Below are 15,129 nucleotides of genomic sequence, written 5' to 3' on the forward strand. Positions count from 1 at the left end.
TGACGAAGGAATCACAATGACGCTCACCCAAGAGCAGGCGACCTGGTTTGCGCAGACGTTCGATCAGATCGCCGACAACGTCGAGCGCGCGGTCCTGGGCAAACGACACGTGGTGGACCTTGTGCTCACTGCCATGCTCAGCGACGGCCATGTGCTTCTCGAAGACGTTCCAGGTACCGGAAAGACCTCTCTCGCCCGAGCGGTTGCGCAGTCGGTCAAGGGTACGAACACCCGCATTCAGTTCACCCCGGACCTCCTTCCCAGTGACATCACAGGCGTGAGCGTCTACGACCAGAAAGAGGGCGTATTCGAGTTTCACTCGGGGCCGATCTTCGCCAACATTGTGCTCGCCGATGAGATCAACCGTGCGAGCCCTAAAACGCAAGCGGCGCTGCTAGAGGTCATGGAAGAGGGCAGCGTCACGATCGACGGCGTCTCCCGCCAGGTTGGCGTGCCCTTCTTGGTGCTTGCAACGCAGAACCCCGTGGAGCAAGCCGGCACCTACCGCCTCCCTGAGGCCCAGCTCGACCGATTCATGATGCGCACGTCGCTCGGGTATCCCGACCACGCGGCGACAGTTCGCATTCTTGATGGAGCTGCCGTGGCAACTGCCCAGCTCCCTCCGATCATCACCCCCGAAGCCCTCGTCGGTATGGCTGATCTTGCTGCGATGGCCTATGTCGATGCACTCGTGCTGGACTACATAGCCCGACTGGTCGAGGCCACGCGCAACGCGGATGAGGTACGTCTGGGCGTAAGCATCCGTGGCGCGCTCGCGCTCACCAGAGCATCCCGGGCGAGGGCTGTGTCGCAGGGGCGCACATACGCCACCCCCGACGACGTGAAGTCCCTCGCCGTGCCGGTGCTGTCGCACCGCCTGATTCTGCATCCCGAAGCCGAGTTCGACGGCGTCACTCAAGAAGCCGTGATTTCGCAGGTGCTACTGGACGTTGCGCCGCCCAGCAAACCCGAGTCCGCATGAGCACGACCGAGTCTCGCCTCACCCGCACCTCCGCCGCCACGAGCGCCGGGGGAGCGACCCATGTCACGTCGACGTCGGTGACTTCGTCTGGGCCTGGCCGCGCGGTGGTGCGCGTTGTGGTGTGGTGGTCTCGGGTCTGGAGAAACGCGGGAATGGCGATTCGCCGCGCAGCGCTGTGGAGTGCACGAACTGTACGGCCCGCCGGCGTTCTCGTGGCGGCGGCAGCATCCATCGGTCTTGTGCTCGGTATCGCCTTCGGGTGGGTTGAGTGGATGGTCGCTGGCGTGGTTGCGCTGCTGCTGTTGCTTGCCAGCATTCCGTTTCTCTTCGGCGGGCGTTCGTACGAGGTCGACCTGAGGCTCGAGCACGAGCGCATCGTTGCGGGCGACGGCCTGGTGGGCGAAATTCAGGTGCGCAACGACGGCAGACGAACGGCACTGCCTGGCCGGATCGATATTCCCGTGGGCGCTGGTTTGGTGGAGTTCGGGGTGCCGCTACTCCGACCCGGTCACTCGATTGGGCACCCCCTCGAGATTCCCGGGCTGCGTCGAGGAATCGTGACAGTGGGCCCGGTCACTACCGTGCGCAGCGATCCGGTCGGCCTGCTGCGGCGTGAACACGCATTCCGTGACGTGCATGAGGTGTACGTGCACCCTCGCACAGTAGCCCTTCCCTCTACGAGTGCAGGCTTGATCCGTGATTTGGAAGGTGCTGCCACCAAGCGGGTTGTCGATGCCGACATCACCTTCCATGCCATTCGCGAGTACGTTCCGGGCGACTCGCGGCGTCAGATCCACTGGCGTTCCACGGCTAAGACCGGTCGCCTGATGGTGCGTCAATACGAAGAGTCTCGCCGCTCGCGCATGGCCATCGTGTTGGCCTCGGCAGAGCGGGAGTTCATCGACGTCGACGAGTTCGAGCTAGCCGTGGCGTGTGCGGCATCGTTGGGGCTGCGTGCCGTGCGTGACGCTCGCGATGTGGTGATCGCAACCGGTTCGGAGGTTCCCCGCGCCGTGCGAGGTCGACTGCGTGCCATCACCCGAATACCCGCTACGTCGCCTCGTATGCTGCTTGATGGCTTCAGTGGGGTGGAGCGGCGCGAGAACACCATGCCGCTCGCCGACACGTGCCGCCTCGCGGCAGAATCGGGCGATCAGCTGTCGGTTGCGGTGATCGTCGCCGGCTCCTCAGTTCCGCTGGTGCAACTGCAACAAGCGGCGCTTGCATTCTCGGTTGAGACCGCGGTGATCGCGGTGCGCTGCGATGAGCGCGCCCACCCTCGAATTCAACCAATTTCGGGCGTCACTGTGCTCACGGTAGGCACGCTCGATGATCTGGCAGGCCTGCTGTTGCGGGGTGCGACCGAATGAAGACTCTTCGAGACGACGCTGCCCGGCGCTCGCCGTGGCTCACCCCGCGCGTCGTGGCGGGCTCGCTGTTTGCTCTCGGCATCGTGCTGATCTCGGCGGTGGCGGCGTGGCCGATCTACCGTTCGACGCAGTTTGTCTTGCTGGTGGCCGTGGCTGTCGCCACAGCCACCCTGCTCGCCGCAGTATCTTGGCGTCGGCAGTGGCGCGGCTGGGTGGTTGCGGCGGTGCTGGTTGCCGCACTGCTCGTGCTCGGCGTGACGCTCGCGGTTCCCGCACAGTTCGGCGCGCTCGCTGGGTGGGGCGAAAGCCTGCGACAGGTGGTGGCAGGGTTCTTCCTCGCGTGGAAAGATCTGGTCACCGTCGAGCTGCCCGTCGGCTCGTATCGCAACCTGCTGGTTCCGCCGCTGGTGTTGTTTCTCGCTGGTACATGTGTGCTGTTGCGGCTGTCGTGGCGGCCCGACCGTCTGGCCTACCTGGCCGTTCCGCTGGCGATCGCGATGGCGTCTTTCGGCCTCTTCTTCGGGCGCACCTCGGTGAGTGCACCGCTCGATCTGCCGCCGATGGTGCTCTATGCACCTGTCGAGACCACGATCGGCGTGGGCATTCTGGTGGTGTGTCTCGCGTGGCTTGCGTGGCGCACGGGCAACGAGCGTGTGCGCGCGCTGCAACGGGCCGCCGACTCCAGCGGCATTCGCGCGCCGCACCGTTTCTCGCAGGCAGATCGACGCCGTGCTTCGCTGGGAGCTGGCATGGTTGCCGTTGCGGTGCTGATCGGCGTCGTGGTGGTGCCGCTGAGTACCCAGGATGCGGACCGCGAGGTGCTGCGATCCTCGGTCGGGCCCGACATCGATTTGGCTCAAGCCGCTAGTCCACTTTCGCAGTACCGTGCCCTATTCGCCGACGAGCGAGCGAGCGACGTCATCTTCACGGTTACGTCGGATGGGGCGCTCCCCTCAAGCGTTCGCATTGCCACTCTCGACGCGTATGACGGAGAGGTGTATCGAAGCGGTGGAGCTCAGCAACTGGCTGAAGCCGCGCAGTTCGTGCGGGTGCCATCGACGCTCGATGCCGGAGACGGCGTTCCCATAGAGGCCGAGATCACTATCGGTGCGCTCGGCGGTATCTGGATGCCCACCTTGAGCGGGCTGGAAGCGGTCGATTTCGCCGGGGCGCGAAGCGCTGATCTCGAGGATGGCTTCTATTACAGCGTGGATGCGGCGGCGGGAGTGCAGACTGCCGGAGGTGGCCTCAGTCCGGGCGACAGCTATGCGCTGCGGGCGATAGAGCAGCCGATGCCCGCACTCGCTGAGATCGAAGCGTCAGGCGCTGTCAACGACGGTGTCGCCGTTCCTGAAAATCTGACGAGGTGGGTGCAAGAACACGCGCAAGGCACTGACGGTGCCGCTCTGGAATCACTCGTTGGTTTGCTGCGCGAGCGCGGCTACCTGAGTCACGGCTTGCTTCTCGCCGACCAAGAGCAACCCGCCTGGGCGAGCGCGCTGGTCGACTACACGGTTCAGCCGAGTGCCTCTGGCCACTCCCTCGCGCGGATCGACACGCTCTTCGCGCGATTGCTCGAGCGAGAAAGCGACCCGCGCGCGCAGCAGGCGGACAACTACGTCGCCGCGATCGGTGACGATGAGCAGTTCGCGGTGGCCGCCGCGCTGATTGCGCGTGAGCTGGGATTCTCATCGCGTGTCGTCATGGGTGTGCGAATCGGCGATGCGCCGGCGGGCGCTGCGGCGTGCGACAACGGCATCTGTGAGGCACAGGATGTTTCGGTGTGGACCGAGGTAGCGTCGGCGGACGGTGAGTGGGTCGCCATCGACGTCACCCCGCAGTACGCCAACACACCCAGCCTCGACGTGACCGAATTGCGCGACCCCGAAAATGTCACCGAGGTTCGCCCCGACGCTGCCGAACCGGTGCTGCCCCCAGATCCTGTGCAACAGGATGCCGCGCTACCCGATGACGACAACGATTCGAGCGGCATCGATCTGGCTTGGCTATGGTCGGCACTGCGGATCACGGCAATTGTCTTGCTGGTGCTGTTGATCGCGTTTGGTCCTTTTTTGATGGTCGTCACGGCCAAAGCGGTGCGGCGACGCTCGCGCCAGCGCGCTACTGCGCCCGCCGAGCGCATCGCGGGTGCGTGGGATGAATACGTTGATACAGCGATTGATGTCGGGTTTGACGCTCCGGTCAGACTCACCCGCCGTGAGCTCGCTGCTACATTCCATACCCCTGCTGCGGTGAGTATCGCCGACGCAGCAGACCGCGCCGTGTTCTCAGGAACAGCGGTCACCGACAGCGACGTTGACGTGGTCTGGACGCGAGTTGCTCGGCAGAGCGCCGCGCTTCGCGCTGAGCTGCCTGCTCTACGGCGGCTTCTGGCATCCGTATCGTTGAGATCGTTCATTCATCGGCTCGAGCCCACCAGAGGCGCTCGCTCCCCGATCGTCCAGAAGGGACGGCGCGCAACACCCGCGCGCCCCACACTATGACCCTCGAAGTACTCACGCCCGTGCTCTTCGGACCGATACCGGTCGTTGTTGCGATCGGCATCTACGTGTGGACAGCGCTCGCCCTGGGCGCAGTGTTTCGCAAGTCTGGCGACGAGGCCTGGAATGCATGGGTGCCGGTCTACAACCAGGTGATCCTGCTTCGGCTCGGGGGCCTGTCACCCTGGCTGCTCTTGTTCTGGCTGATACCTGGCCTCGGCTGGCTGGCGGTGTGGATTGCACAGGTGATCGCGTGCCATCACATCAATCTCGCCTTCGGCGTGAACGCTGCGATGACGGCGCTGGCGGCGTTGCTCTTTCCGGTGTGGGCAGCAGTGCTGGGTTTTGGCAGTGCCCGTTGGCTCGGTGCAGGTGAGCGTCGAGCCCTGGATGCGAGCGTGCCGCGACCCGCATACGCTCGACAGAGCTATGTCGATCACGAAGAAGTATCGAGTCAGCCCAATTCAGTTGACAAATCCTCTACCGATGCCCACAGTTCAGTAGACCCACCCCCTACTCTCAGTTGGGCGCCCGAACCAGAGGGCGCAAAGGAGGAACCCGTGATTGAAGACGAATCGGACTGGCTAGACACCGATACGCCGTCGGACGCGCCAGCCCCGATGCCAGCGATGAAGTTCGCCCCGACTGATCCAGCGTCTCTTCCCGAGGGCGTTCTTCGAGGTCGGGGGGGAGCAATTCTGCCCACGGGAGACACCAGCGACGACCTGATGCAACCGCCTGTCACGAGAGTGCCAGCGGCGAGCGCGGCCCAGACGGAGCGCGACCCGTGGGCGCCGAGTGACCCCGAAGCGTTTCCCGAGACGTCGGGGCCGGTCTCAGCAGTCGTGGGAGCACCGGCCGCTGGCTTGCCGCGCGCTGCCAGAACCTCCGTCTCGGCGTCTCATACCCGCCCCGAGATCCCCGAAGACGTGCTCGACGAGACGATCATTGCGCGGCGCAGACGCACAAACTGGTCAATCGTGCTGCCAACGGGTGAGCCGGTCGCGCTCGGCTCTACGACGGTGCTGCTCGGCCGCAGGCCTGCCGCTGACCCTCAGTACCCGACTGCTCAGCTCGTCTCGATCGACGATGGCACGGTTTCGAAGACTCATGCGCGGCTGGAACTGAAAAATGATCGCTGGTTCATCACCGATCTTGCGTCCACCAACGGTGTGGTGTTTGCCACGCTGGTGGGGACCGAGGTTGAGGCCAGCCCGGGCGAAGAAACCGAAGCGGGCGACCGTTTCATGCTCGGGGATGCTGAGGTGCGGTTGGTGCGGAGTGATTGGTGAGCCAGTTCGTCGACCCCGCCGAGCCTCCTGACGAGAGCACCCTGCCTTCGCGCCGCCAAAGCACCAGCGAACAGGCCGCCGCCTCGGAGACCGCCATTAGTGCGCGGCGCAGGGCGGGCACCGCGGCCCCAGCGAGCGTCGACCCTGACGACGGGTCGACGATTGTCGTGCGGCGCGGCGTGCAGCGCGCCGTGCGTGAGCCAGCGCCGGTCGCCGATTTCGCCACCGAACATTCGAACCTCGCACAGACTCCGAACCCGGCGGAGGCTTCGAACAGCCGAACAGCGGAGTCGAACGATGTGCAGACCTACGCCGTGCGAAAGGCAGCTCCCGCCCGCGTCGCGCGGGCCGCGCCCGAGTCACGAGAGCATCAGGCGGCCCTTGACAGTGGTGCTGCAATCGCCTCGCGTCGCCGACGCCGCATTCGTGCCGCACTCGTGATCGTCGCAGCATCCCTCGGTCTTGTGCTCGCGGTTGCCGCCCTTGCCGTTCTGCTCTCGCTGAACGCTTGAGGCGCTCGTTTGCCGCGACAGCCAATCCCGCGTATCATTGATCGGGTGTGTGCTAATGCACGCCGTCTGCCGTGCCTCGGTGCGGACTCGGTGTGTCGCAACACACTTCAGGGAGAGGCCTGCGAACAGGTCGCCCCCACGGCATACCCACCACACAAATCGCGATGACTTTTGTTGCGCCGGTGGGTTTGTGGTGAAACCACGAAGCTGTCACCGTGCAGCACCTGTGCGGAACCAACAACACCGTGCAGCACCTGTGCGGAACCAACAACACCGTGCAGTACCTGTGCGGAACTAAAGAACCGCGCAGCCAACAAGGAGAGAACGTGCCAACCATTCAGCAGTTGGTTCGCAAGGGTCGCTCGCCCAAGGTCACCAAGACCAAAGCGCCAGCACTTAAGTCGAACCCCCAGCAGGCAGGCGTCTGCACTCGCGTGTACACGACCACGCCTAAGAAGCCGAACTCGGCGATGCGCAAGGTCGCCCGTGTCAAGCTCCGCAACGGCACCGAGGTCACCGCGTACATCCCGGGTGAGGGTCACAACCTTCAGGAGCACTCTTTGGTGCTCGTCCGTGGTGGTCGTGTTAAGGACCTTCCCGGTGTTCGTTACAAGATCGTCCGTGGTGCACTTGACACCCAGGCCGTGAAGAACCGTAAGCAGGCTCGTAGCCGCTACGGCGCAAAGAAGGGTTGAGTTAGATGCCTCGTAAAGGACCAGCCCCGAAGCGCCCCGTCGTCAACGACCCGGTATACGGCGCACCTATCGTCACCCAGCTCGTCAACAAGATTCTTGTTGACGGCAAGAAGTCCATCGCCGAGTCGATCGTCTACACCGCTCTTCGTGGCGTTGAGGCGAAGAACGGCCAGGACGCAGTTTCGACCCTCAAGAAGGCACTCGACAACGTGCGCCCCACCCTTGAGGTCAAGAGCCGCCGCGTTGGTGGCTCGACCTACCAGGTGCCGATTGAGGTCAAGCCTCACCGCGCCAACACGCTCGCTCTTCGCTGGCTCGTGAGCTACGCCAAGGGCCGTCGTGAAAAGACAATGACTGAGCGCCTCCAGAACGAAATCCTGGATGCCTCGAACGGCCTGGGTGCCGCGGTCAAGCGCCGCGAAGACACTCACAAGATGGCTGAGTCGAACCGCGCCTTCGCGCACTACCGCTGGTAAACAGCGGCGGTGGCGGCTTCACTGCTCGCGCAGCGAAGTCGCCACCTCCCACACACGTCTGATCGACATAATCGATTTACCTGGATTCCAAAAGTAAGGAACACCCCGTGGCACAAGAAGTGCTCACCGACCTCACCAAGGTCCGCAACATCGGCATCATGGCGCACATCGATGCCGGCAAGACGACGACAACCGAGCGCATCCTGTTCTACACGGGTGTCAACCACAAAATCGGTGAAACGCACGACGGTGCGGCGACCACCGACTGGATGGAGCAGGAGCAGGAGCGTGGCATCACGATCACCTCTGCTGCTGTGACCTGCTTCTGGGACAAGAACCAGATCAACATCATCGACACTCCCGGTCACGTTGACTTCACGGTCGAGGTGGAGCGCTCGCTCCGCGTGCTCGACGGTGCTGTTGCCGTCTTCGACGGCAAAGAGGGCGTTGAGCCCCAGTCCGAGACCGTGTGGCGTCAGGCTGACAAGTACGACGTGCCCCGTATCTGCTTCGTCAACAAGATGGACAAGCTCGGCGCGGACTTCTACTTCACCGTCGACACCATCATCAACAAGCTCAAGGCCAAGCCGCTCGTTCTGCAGCTGCCCATCGGTTCTGAGAGCGAGTTCGTCGGGGTCGTTGACCTCATCGAAATGCGCGCACTTGTATGGCCCGGTGACTCCAAGGGTGACGTCACGATGGGTGCCAAGTATGAAGTTCAGGAGATTCCTGCTGACCTCGTCGACAAGGCTGCAGAATACCGCGAAATGCTGCTCGAGACGGTTGCTGAGTCCGACGAGGCGCTTCTTGAGAAGCACTTCAGTGGCGAAGGCCTGACGGTTGCCGAGATCAAGGGCGCCATCCGCAAGATGACGATCAACTCGGAGCTGTACCCCGTGCTCTGTGGCTCGGCGTTCAAGAACCGCGGCGTTCAGCCCATGCTTGACGCTGTTGTCGACTTCCTTCCCTCGCCCCTGGACGTGGCCGCTATCGAAGCGCACGACCCCAAGGACGAAGAGATTCTCATTCCTCGTCACGCTGACCGCGAAGAGCCGTTCGCTGCCCTCGCGTTCAAGATCGTGACGCACCCGTTCTTCGGTCGTCTGACCTACATCCGCGTCTACTCGGGTCACCTCGACTCGGGTGCTCAGGTGATCAACTCCACCAAGGGCAAGAAGGAGCGCATCGGAAAGATCTTCCAGATGCACGCCAACAAGGAGATGCCCGTCGAGGCGGTTACGGCAGGTCACATCTACGCCGTTATCGGCCTCAAGGACACGACCACGGGCGACACCCTCTGCGACTCGCAGCACCAGGTCGTGCTTGAGTCGATGACCTTCCCCGAGCCGGTTATCGAGGTTGCGATCGAGCCCAAGACCAAGGCTGACCAGGAGAAGCTGGGTCTCGCGATCCAGAAGCTCGCCGAAGAAGACCCGACGTTCCGCGTCGAGCAGAACGGCGAGACCGGTCAGACTGTCATCAAGGGAATGGGTGAGCTTCACCTCGACATCCTCGTTGACCGCATGAAGCGTGAGTTCCGCGTTGAGGCCAACGTGGGTAAGCCCCAGGTGGCTTACCGCGAGACCATCAAGCGTGCCGTTGACCGTCACGACTACACGCACAAGAAGCAGACCGGTGGTTCGGGTCAGTTCGCAAAGATCCAGTTTGCCATTGAGCCGCTCGAGGTCACGCCTGACAAGATCTACGAATTTGTCAACAAGGTGACCGGTGGTCGTATCCCGCGCGAGTACATCGCTCCGGTCGACCAGGGCTTCCAGGACGCCATGAATGTCGGCGTGCTCGCCGGCTACCCCATGGTGGGTGTGAAGGCCACCCTCATGGATGGCGCTTCGCACGATGTTGACTCGTCTGAAATGGCGTTCAAGATCGCTGGCTCGATCGGTTTCAAGGAAGCGATCCGCAAGGCACAGCCCATCATCCTCGAGCCGATCATGGCCGTCGAGGTGCGTACTCCTGAGGAGTACATGGGCGATGTCATCGGCGACCTGAACTCGCGTCGTGGACAGATCCAGTCGATGGAAGACGCTGCCGGCGTCAAGGTGGTTCGCGCGAGCGTTCCGCTTTCCGAGATGTTCGGATACATTGGCGACCTGCGCTCGAAGACTTCGGGCCGTGCCGTCTACTCGATGGAATTCGACAGCTACGCCGAGGTTCCCAAGGCCGTCGCTGAAGAGATCGTCCAGAAAAAGGGCGAGTAATACTTCGGATGCCACACCCCGAGCAGCAGCGGAGGGTGTGGCATCCGGTCACAACTGCATATTGTGTGTGGAAGCTTGGTCGAAGGTGGCGTGAGCAGACACACAGTTTCATCTAACGCGTCTCTACTAAGGTGGAGACAATCCCTCGTAGAGAGCCGGTCGCAAACCAGCGCCCGGAACTTCTACACGACAGTCCTGAGGAGGACCCAGTGGCTAAGGCCAAGTTCGAGCGGACCAAGCCGCACGTAAACATCGGAACGATCGGTCACGTTGACCACGGTAAGACCACGCTTACCGCTGCTATCTCGAAGGTGCTCGCCGACAAGTACCCGTCGGCCACCAACGTGCAGCGCGACTTCTCGTCGATTGACTCGGCTCCTGAAGAGCGTCAGCGCGGCATCACGATCAACATCTCGCACGTCGAGTACGAGACCCCCAAGCGTCACTACGCACACGTTGACGCCCCGGGTCACGCCGACTACATCAAGAACATGATCACCGGTGCTGCCCAGATGGACGGCGCAATCCTCGTGGTTGCTGCCACCGACGGCCCGATGGCACAGACTCGCGAGCACGTTCTGCTCGCAAAGCAGGTTGGCGTTCCCTACCTGCTCGTCGCACTGAACAAGAGCGACATGGTTGACGACGAAGAGATCCTTGAGCTCGTTGAGCTCGAGGTTCGCGAACTTCTTTCGTCGCAGGACTTCGACGGTGACAACGCACCTGTCGTCCAGGTCTCGGGCCTCAAGGCTCTCGAGGGTGACGAGAAGTGGGTTGAGAAGATCGTCGAGCTCATGGACGCCGTTGACGAGTCGATTCCTGACCCGGTACGCGACAAGGACAAGCCGTTCCTGATGCCCGTTGAGGACGTCTTCACGATCACCGGTCGTGGAACCGTTGTCACGGGTCGCGCCGAGCGTGGCACCCTTGCTATCAACTCCGAGGTTGAGATCGTCGGCATCCGCCCGACGCAGAAGACCATCGTGACTGGTATCGAGATGTTCCACAAGCAGCTCGACGAGGCATGGGCCGGCGAGAACTGTGGTCTGCTTCTTCGCGGCACCAAGCGCGACGACGTTGAGCGTGGCCAGGTTGTTGTCAAGCCCGGTTCGGTTACCCCTCACACCAACTTCGAGGGCACCGCGTACATCCTTTCCAAGGAAGAGGGCGGCCGTCACAACCCGTTCTTCACGAACTACCGCCCGCAGTTCTACTTCCGCACCACCGACGTCACCGGCGTCATCACGCTGCCCGAGGGCACCGAGATGGTTATGCCTGGCGACACCACCGACATGTCGGTTGAGCTGATTCAGCCCATCGCCATGGAAGAGGGCCTCGGCTACGCGATCCGTGAGGGTGGCCGCACCGTCGGCGCCGGCACGGTCACGAAGGTGCTCAAGTAGCATCTGCCGCTTCAATAAAGGCCTCCGGGGATTCCCGGGGGCCTTTGTTGCGTGCTCACGAGCGGTCCACGTGCAAGGAATCGCCCAAGATTCACCGAAGCCACTGTGAGAGCAACGGGTGCGCCGCCAGAATGGCTGTGGCACGTCGTATCGGGCGTCCAGAGGGGAAGAACCATGGGTTTCGGTGATCTCGTCAACCAGGGCAAGGGCCTGTATGAGCAGAATAAAGAACAGGTGGATGGGTTTGTGAAGTCTGAGCAAGCCGAAGACATCAGCGACGAAGTTTTGGATGCCGCATCGGACGCTGCCAAGAAGGTTGCGCCCGAAGGCCACCACGACACCGTCGACGATGTGCGGGCAAACCTCGACAAGTCGGTCGGCGAAGAGTAAGAAGTCGTCTAGAGAGCCCCGGGTGGTATCCACCCGGGGCTCTCTGCGTGTGGGTGATGCCGGCAACATATCGATAACGGTTCCCTAAGGTTTGGCTCAGTTCGGCCAGAGGCCTCCCAGATTCGATTGATCTGCCAGCCGCTGCGGGTTACGTTCTGGGGAGGACGAGATGTCCGCGACGATCACCTTGGGGAAGCGTGATGACTGCGGACTCTCGGACTGGGGAGTCCCAAAACTGGGGGGCACCTGTCGATGATGACAGAGGTGAAAAGCGGTGTTTGGCGTGCGCAAATTTGGGGAAAACGGCCGGTCGGAAACGCGACGCAATCTGCGGGCAAAGCGGGAGAATGAGCGCAAGCTCGTCACACGCCATCGCTGGTACGCGGGCGCCGTTGCGACGGTCGTGTCAGCCGCCCTTGTCTTCACGGGCATGACGCCCGCGCTTGCGAACGAGACAATGCCCACCGCAACTCCGTCGCCGACAGCGACGAGTGAGGCGGCGCCGACACCGACTGCCGAGAGTCTCGCCGCGTCAACGCCTGCGGCTGCGCCGAGCGAGACCCCGAAGTCGGAAGAGAAGCCTGCTGTCACCGTTTCACCATCGTCGGCACCCGAGGTGACGGACGCCCTACTCGCCCCTAGCGAAGTCGAAAAGATTGCGATCGAACCGTTCGCGTTGATCGCCGAAGACTGCACATCAAGCTGCGCCGAGCTGACTCTGAGAGTTGTCGTTTCGGGCGGCAGCGCCACGCCCGCAGACTGGTCGCTCCTGGCAGTGCGAGATAACAACGCTGGCGATGAGTATGCGTTCACCTCGGGCCAGGAGCGCGATGTGCCGCGCAACTCTACGTACACGCTCTCTGCCACGCCCTCCGGCGGCGTCACAGACGGCTATGAAACAACGTTCACCTGCACGCGAAGCAACAACAACATCGATATCACGGGGCTTCCGAACCCTTCTGTGGAGTTCCCCCAAAGCAATAACAGGTCTGCCACATGCACATTCACGCAGACGAAGGCTGAGCCTGGCGTGATCACGGTGCAAAAGGGCGGGTTTCGTACCGGCAACCAGGCGGTAGCGGGGCTCGGCGGGGCTACGTTCGAGATATACAGCGGCGGCACGAACACTGCCCCCGACACGGCGCCTGCCAATCTCGTCGGCAGTTGCCAGACAGCCCCCGCGAACGGACGTTGCTCGGTGGACGTGCCTTCAGGGCAACGGTATTGGATCGTTGAGAAGACTGCCCCGACGGGCTGGGCCCCCGTCGTGCAACTGAGCGCTGGTGACCCGGCATCCAACATCGTCTACAGCTTCCGCACTGAAGAAGTCGAGTCGGGTTCCAACACCACCTATCCACGGGTCGGTACCGGAGACGGCGCGAAAACATCCTCGGGGTACTGGGCAGACGTATTCGACAACCCAGCGGCGTTGCAGGCGTGTGGCATCCGTGTCGGTCTGCTGATCGATCTGTCGAATTCGATCAGCTCCGACGAGCTTGTGGAGCTGAAGATCGCGGCGAATGGCTTTGTAGATGCGCTCGAAGGCACCCCCTCGACGCTGGCGCTGTGGACGTTCGCAACGAGCGCGCCGGCGCTCGGCGCAAGCAACGGTGCACTTGGTTTGACATCGGTCGCGACGGGCGCCGGCGCAACCACAGTGCGCGACAAGATTGACGGCCTGACGCGCCCCGGCGGCGAAAACGGTGGCACAAACTGGGACCAGGGACTTTGGCAGGTTGCTGAAGACGCTGCGAATCAGGTTGACGTGCTGCTGATGCTTACCGATGGCACTCCGACCTTCTACGGTCCGAGCGCCGACGGCCCCGGAGACTACTCACGATTCCGCGAGGTTGAGGCCGCCGTGTTCTCTGCGAACGCGGTGAAGAATCTCGGCACGCGCGTCATCCCCGTCGGCATCGGTGTGGACAACGCGGTTGCCAACATTCAGGCGATTTCAGGCACGACTGTCAATAGCGACTACTTCCTGGTCAACAACTACGAGGCGCTCGCCCTTTTCTTGGAGAACCTCGCGAAGGGCCAGTGCGAGAGCACGATCAACGTGACAAAGCTGACCATCCCCGTGGGGGGAGACGCTTCTGACGCCGTCGCCACACCAGGCTGGGGCTTCGACGCGGAAAGTGCTCACACGGTGACGCCGGGCAGCGGCGAAACGAATGACTCTGGAGCAATAAGCTTCAAGGTCGATGGTCTGGCGGGTGGCGAATCGGCCGAGGTCGCGATCACGGAAGAAGATCGCACCGGATACACACTGGTGCAACAGAACGGCAAGAACGCTGTCTGCGAGAACAACCGCGGCGACGCCGTGAGCGTCACCAATGACGGCGCCTTGGGGTTTAGAGCGAACGCGACGGGCGGGCAGATCGTCACGTGCTCGGTGTACAACCAGGCGCCAAACCCGCAGGTCACATTGCAGGTGGTCAAGAAGTGGGTGATCAACGGCGAGAACTATGAGAACGACGACTCCAGTCGTCCATTCGGCTCGGCAACGCTGAAGCTCGATGGCAGCAACGCCGTCTTCGGAAACGAGTACACCTACAACACGGGCGAAACCGTGGCCATCACTGAGACGGTGACCGGCCTTCCGACGTTCTGCACCAACGTTGCTACGGGCACAGGGTCGCACACCATGACTGCAGACCCGGACCCCAATGTCGTGACGATTACGAACACGGTGACGTGCACCACGAAGCTGCAACTGTCGAAGAACGTGCTGGGTAATGCGCCTGCTAGCTCGTGGACACTCACTGGAACCGGTCCCGAGAGTGCGCTGAGCGGACCGACCGGCTCGGCTCCCACCTCGCTGATAGATGTCACGCCTGGTGCTCGCTACGTGCTCGCCGAGAGTGACGGTAGTCCGCTGTACACGCAGGAGGTTGTTGACGGGGCGAATCCGGTGACGGGTTCAACCGGTTCATGGCATTGCTACATCCTCAACGAAGATGGCACTCGCGGCAGCGAAGGAGCGGGCGGACTGAACGGCTGGGTCGAGGTGCAGCTAGGCCAGCACGTCGACTGCGAAGCCATCAACGAAACAGCCGCGCTGGTGTTGCGCAAGCACGTCGTCAACGACAATGGCGGCGAGCTTACCGCCAGCGCGTGGCAGCTGACTGCAGACCCCGGCAACGACGTCGCGGGGCTGACCGCCACGACCGTCGTCGGCGATGAGAACATGGGGGTCTGCTGAAGGTTTGGTTGACTCGGGTTTCTTGTCTACGCGACCAGGTCGACCGCGGTTCTCATTATGGTCTCGAACTCGACCGGTGTGAGC

At 62.7% G+C, this 15,129-nt stretch carries 11 protein-coding genes; all 11 read left to right on the forward strand.

Annotated elements, in window-relative coordinates; genetic code table 11:
• The first annotated feature begins 16 nt into the window (after nucleotides 1–16).
• On the forward strand, nucleotides 17–982 hold the full coding sequence (locus tag AB0O81_RS10355) for a MoxR family ATPase (protein WP_363583919.1): 966 nt from the start codon (nucleotides 17–19) through the stop codon (nucleotides 980–982).
• Entirely contained in the window at nucleotides 979–2,352 is a 1,374-nt protein-coding gene (locus tag AB0O81_RS10360; RefSeq protein ID WP_363583921.1) for a DUF58 domain-containing protein, read from the forward strand. The genes AB0O81_RS10355 and AB0O81_RS10360 overlap by 4 nt, the downstream gene beginning before the upstream one ends.
• Nucleotides 2,349–4,856 carry a transglutaminase-like domain-containing protein gene (locus AB0O81_RS10365; protein WP_363583923.1) on the forward strand — a complete coding sequence of 836 codons (2,508 nt, stop codon included), beginning with the start codon at nucleotides 2,349–2,351 and terminating at the stop codon, nucleotides 4,854–4,856. The genes AB0O81_RS10360 and AB0O81_RS10365 overlap by 4 nt, the downstream gene beginning before the upstream one ends.
• Complete coding sequence (locus AB0O81_RS10370) at nucleotides 4,853–6,145, forward strand: DUF5684 domain-containing protein (protein ID WP_363583925.1); 1,293 nt, start codon at nucleotides 4,853–4,855, stop codon at nucleotides 6,143–6,145. The genes AB0O81_RS10365 and AB0O81_RS10370 overlap by 4 nt, the downstream gene beginning before the upstream one ends.
• Complete coding sequence (locus tag AB0O81_RS10375; RefSeq protein WP_363583927.1) at nucleotides 6,142–6,657, forward strand: hypothetical protein; 516 nt, start codon at nucleotides 6,142–6,144, stop codon at nucleotides 6,655–6,657. The genes AB0O81_RS10370 and AB0O81_RS10375 overlap by 4 nt, the downstream gene beginning before the upstream one ends.
• 326 nt (nucleotides 6,658–6,983) lie before the next feature.
• Nucleotides 6,984–7,352 carry a 30S ribosomal protein S12 gene (gene rpsL / locus AB0O81_RS10380; RefSeq protein WP_017201609.1) on the forward strand — a complete coding sequence of 123 codons (369 nt, stop codon included), beginning with the start codon at nucleotides 6,984–6,986 and terminating at the stop codon, nucleotides 7,350–7,352.
• A gap of 5 nt (nucleotides 7,353–7,357) precedes the next feature.
• A complete protein-coding gene (rpsG, locus tag AB0O81_RS10385) occupies nucleotides 7,358–7,828 on the forward strand; it encodes a 30S ribosomal protein S7 (protein WP_337339001.1) in 471 nt (156 codons plus the stop codon).
• A 107-nt stretch (nucleotides 7,829–7,935) separates the two neighbouring features.
• Nucleotides 7,936–10,047: an elongation factor G gene (gene fusA, locus AB0O81_RS10390; RefSeq protein WP_363583929.1), complete on the forward strand. Its 2,112-nt coding sequence runs from the start codon at nucleotides 7,936–7,938 to the stop codon at nucleotides 10,045–10,047.
• A 209-nt stretch (nucleotides 10,048–10,256) separates the two neighbouring features.
• Nucleotides 10,257–11,450, forward strand: coding sequence for an elongation factor Tu (gene tuf / locus AB0O81_RS10395; protein ID WP_337339003.1), 1,194 nt, complete (start codon nucleotides 10,257–10,259; stop codon nucleotides 11,448–11,450).
• 174 nt (nucleotides 11,451–11,624) lie between these two features.
• Complete coding sequence (locus tag AB0O81_RS10400) at nucleotides 11,625–11,840, forward strand: hypothetical protein (protein WP_363583932.1); 216 nt, start codon at nucleotides 11,625–11,627, stop codon at nucleotides 11,838–11,840.
• A 283-nt stretch (nucleotides 11,841–12,123) separates the two neighbouring features.
• Entirely contained in the window at nucleotides 12,124–15,045 is a 2,922-nt protein-coding gene (locus AB0O81_RS10405) for a vWA domain-containing protein (protein ID WP_363583934.1), read from the forward strand.
• Nucleotides 15,046–15,129: the final 84 nt, after the last annotated feature.

Origin of the sequence: Microbacterium sp. NPDC076911 (assembly GCF_040687125.1) — a bacterium.
GTDB lineage: Bacteria > Actinomycetota > Actinomycetes > Actinomycetales > Microbacteriaceae > Microbacterium.

What these genes read in the sequence shown, in the direction of transcription:
- rpsG (WP_337339001.1), top strand. Translation starts at nt 7,358, where the DNA reads ATGCCTCGTAAAGGACCAGCCCCGAAGCGCCCCGTCGTCAACGACCCG.
- AB0O81_RS10360 (WP_363583921.1), top strand. Translation starts at nt 979, where the DNA reads ATGAGCACGACCGAGTCTCGCCTCACCCGCACCTCCGCCGCCACGAGC.
- AB0O81_RS10370 (WP_363583925.1), top strand. Translation starts at nt 4,853, where the DNA reads ATGACCCTCGAAGTACTCACGCCCGTGCTCTTCGGACCGATACCGGTC.
- AB0O81_RS10400 (WP_363583932.1), top strand. Translation starts at nt 11,625, where the DNA reads ATGGGTTTCGGTGATCTCGTCAACCAGGGCAAGGGCCTGTATGAGCAG.
- AB0O81_RS10365 (WP_363583923.1), top strand. Translation starts at nt 2,349, where the DNA reads ATGAAGACTCTTCGAGACGACGCTGCCCGGCGCTCGCCGTGGCTCACC.
- AB0O81_RS10355 (WP_363583919.1), top strand. Translation starts at nt 17, where the DNA reads ATGACGCTCACCCAAGAGCAGGCGACCTGGTTTGCGCAGACGTTCGAT.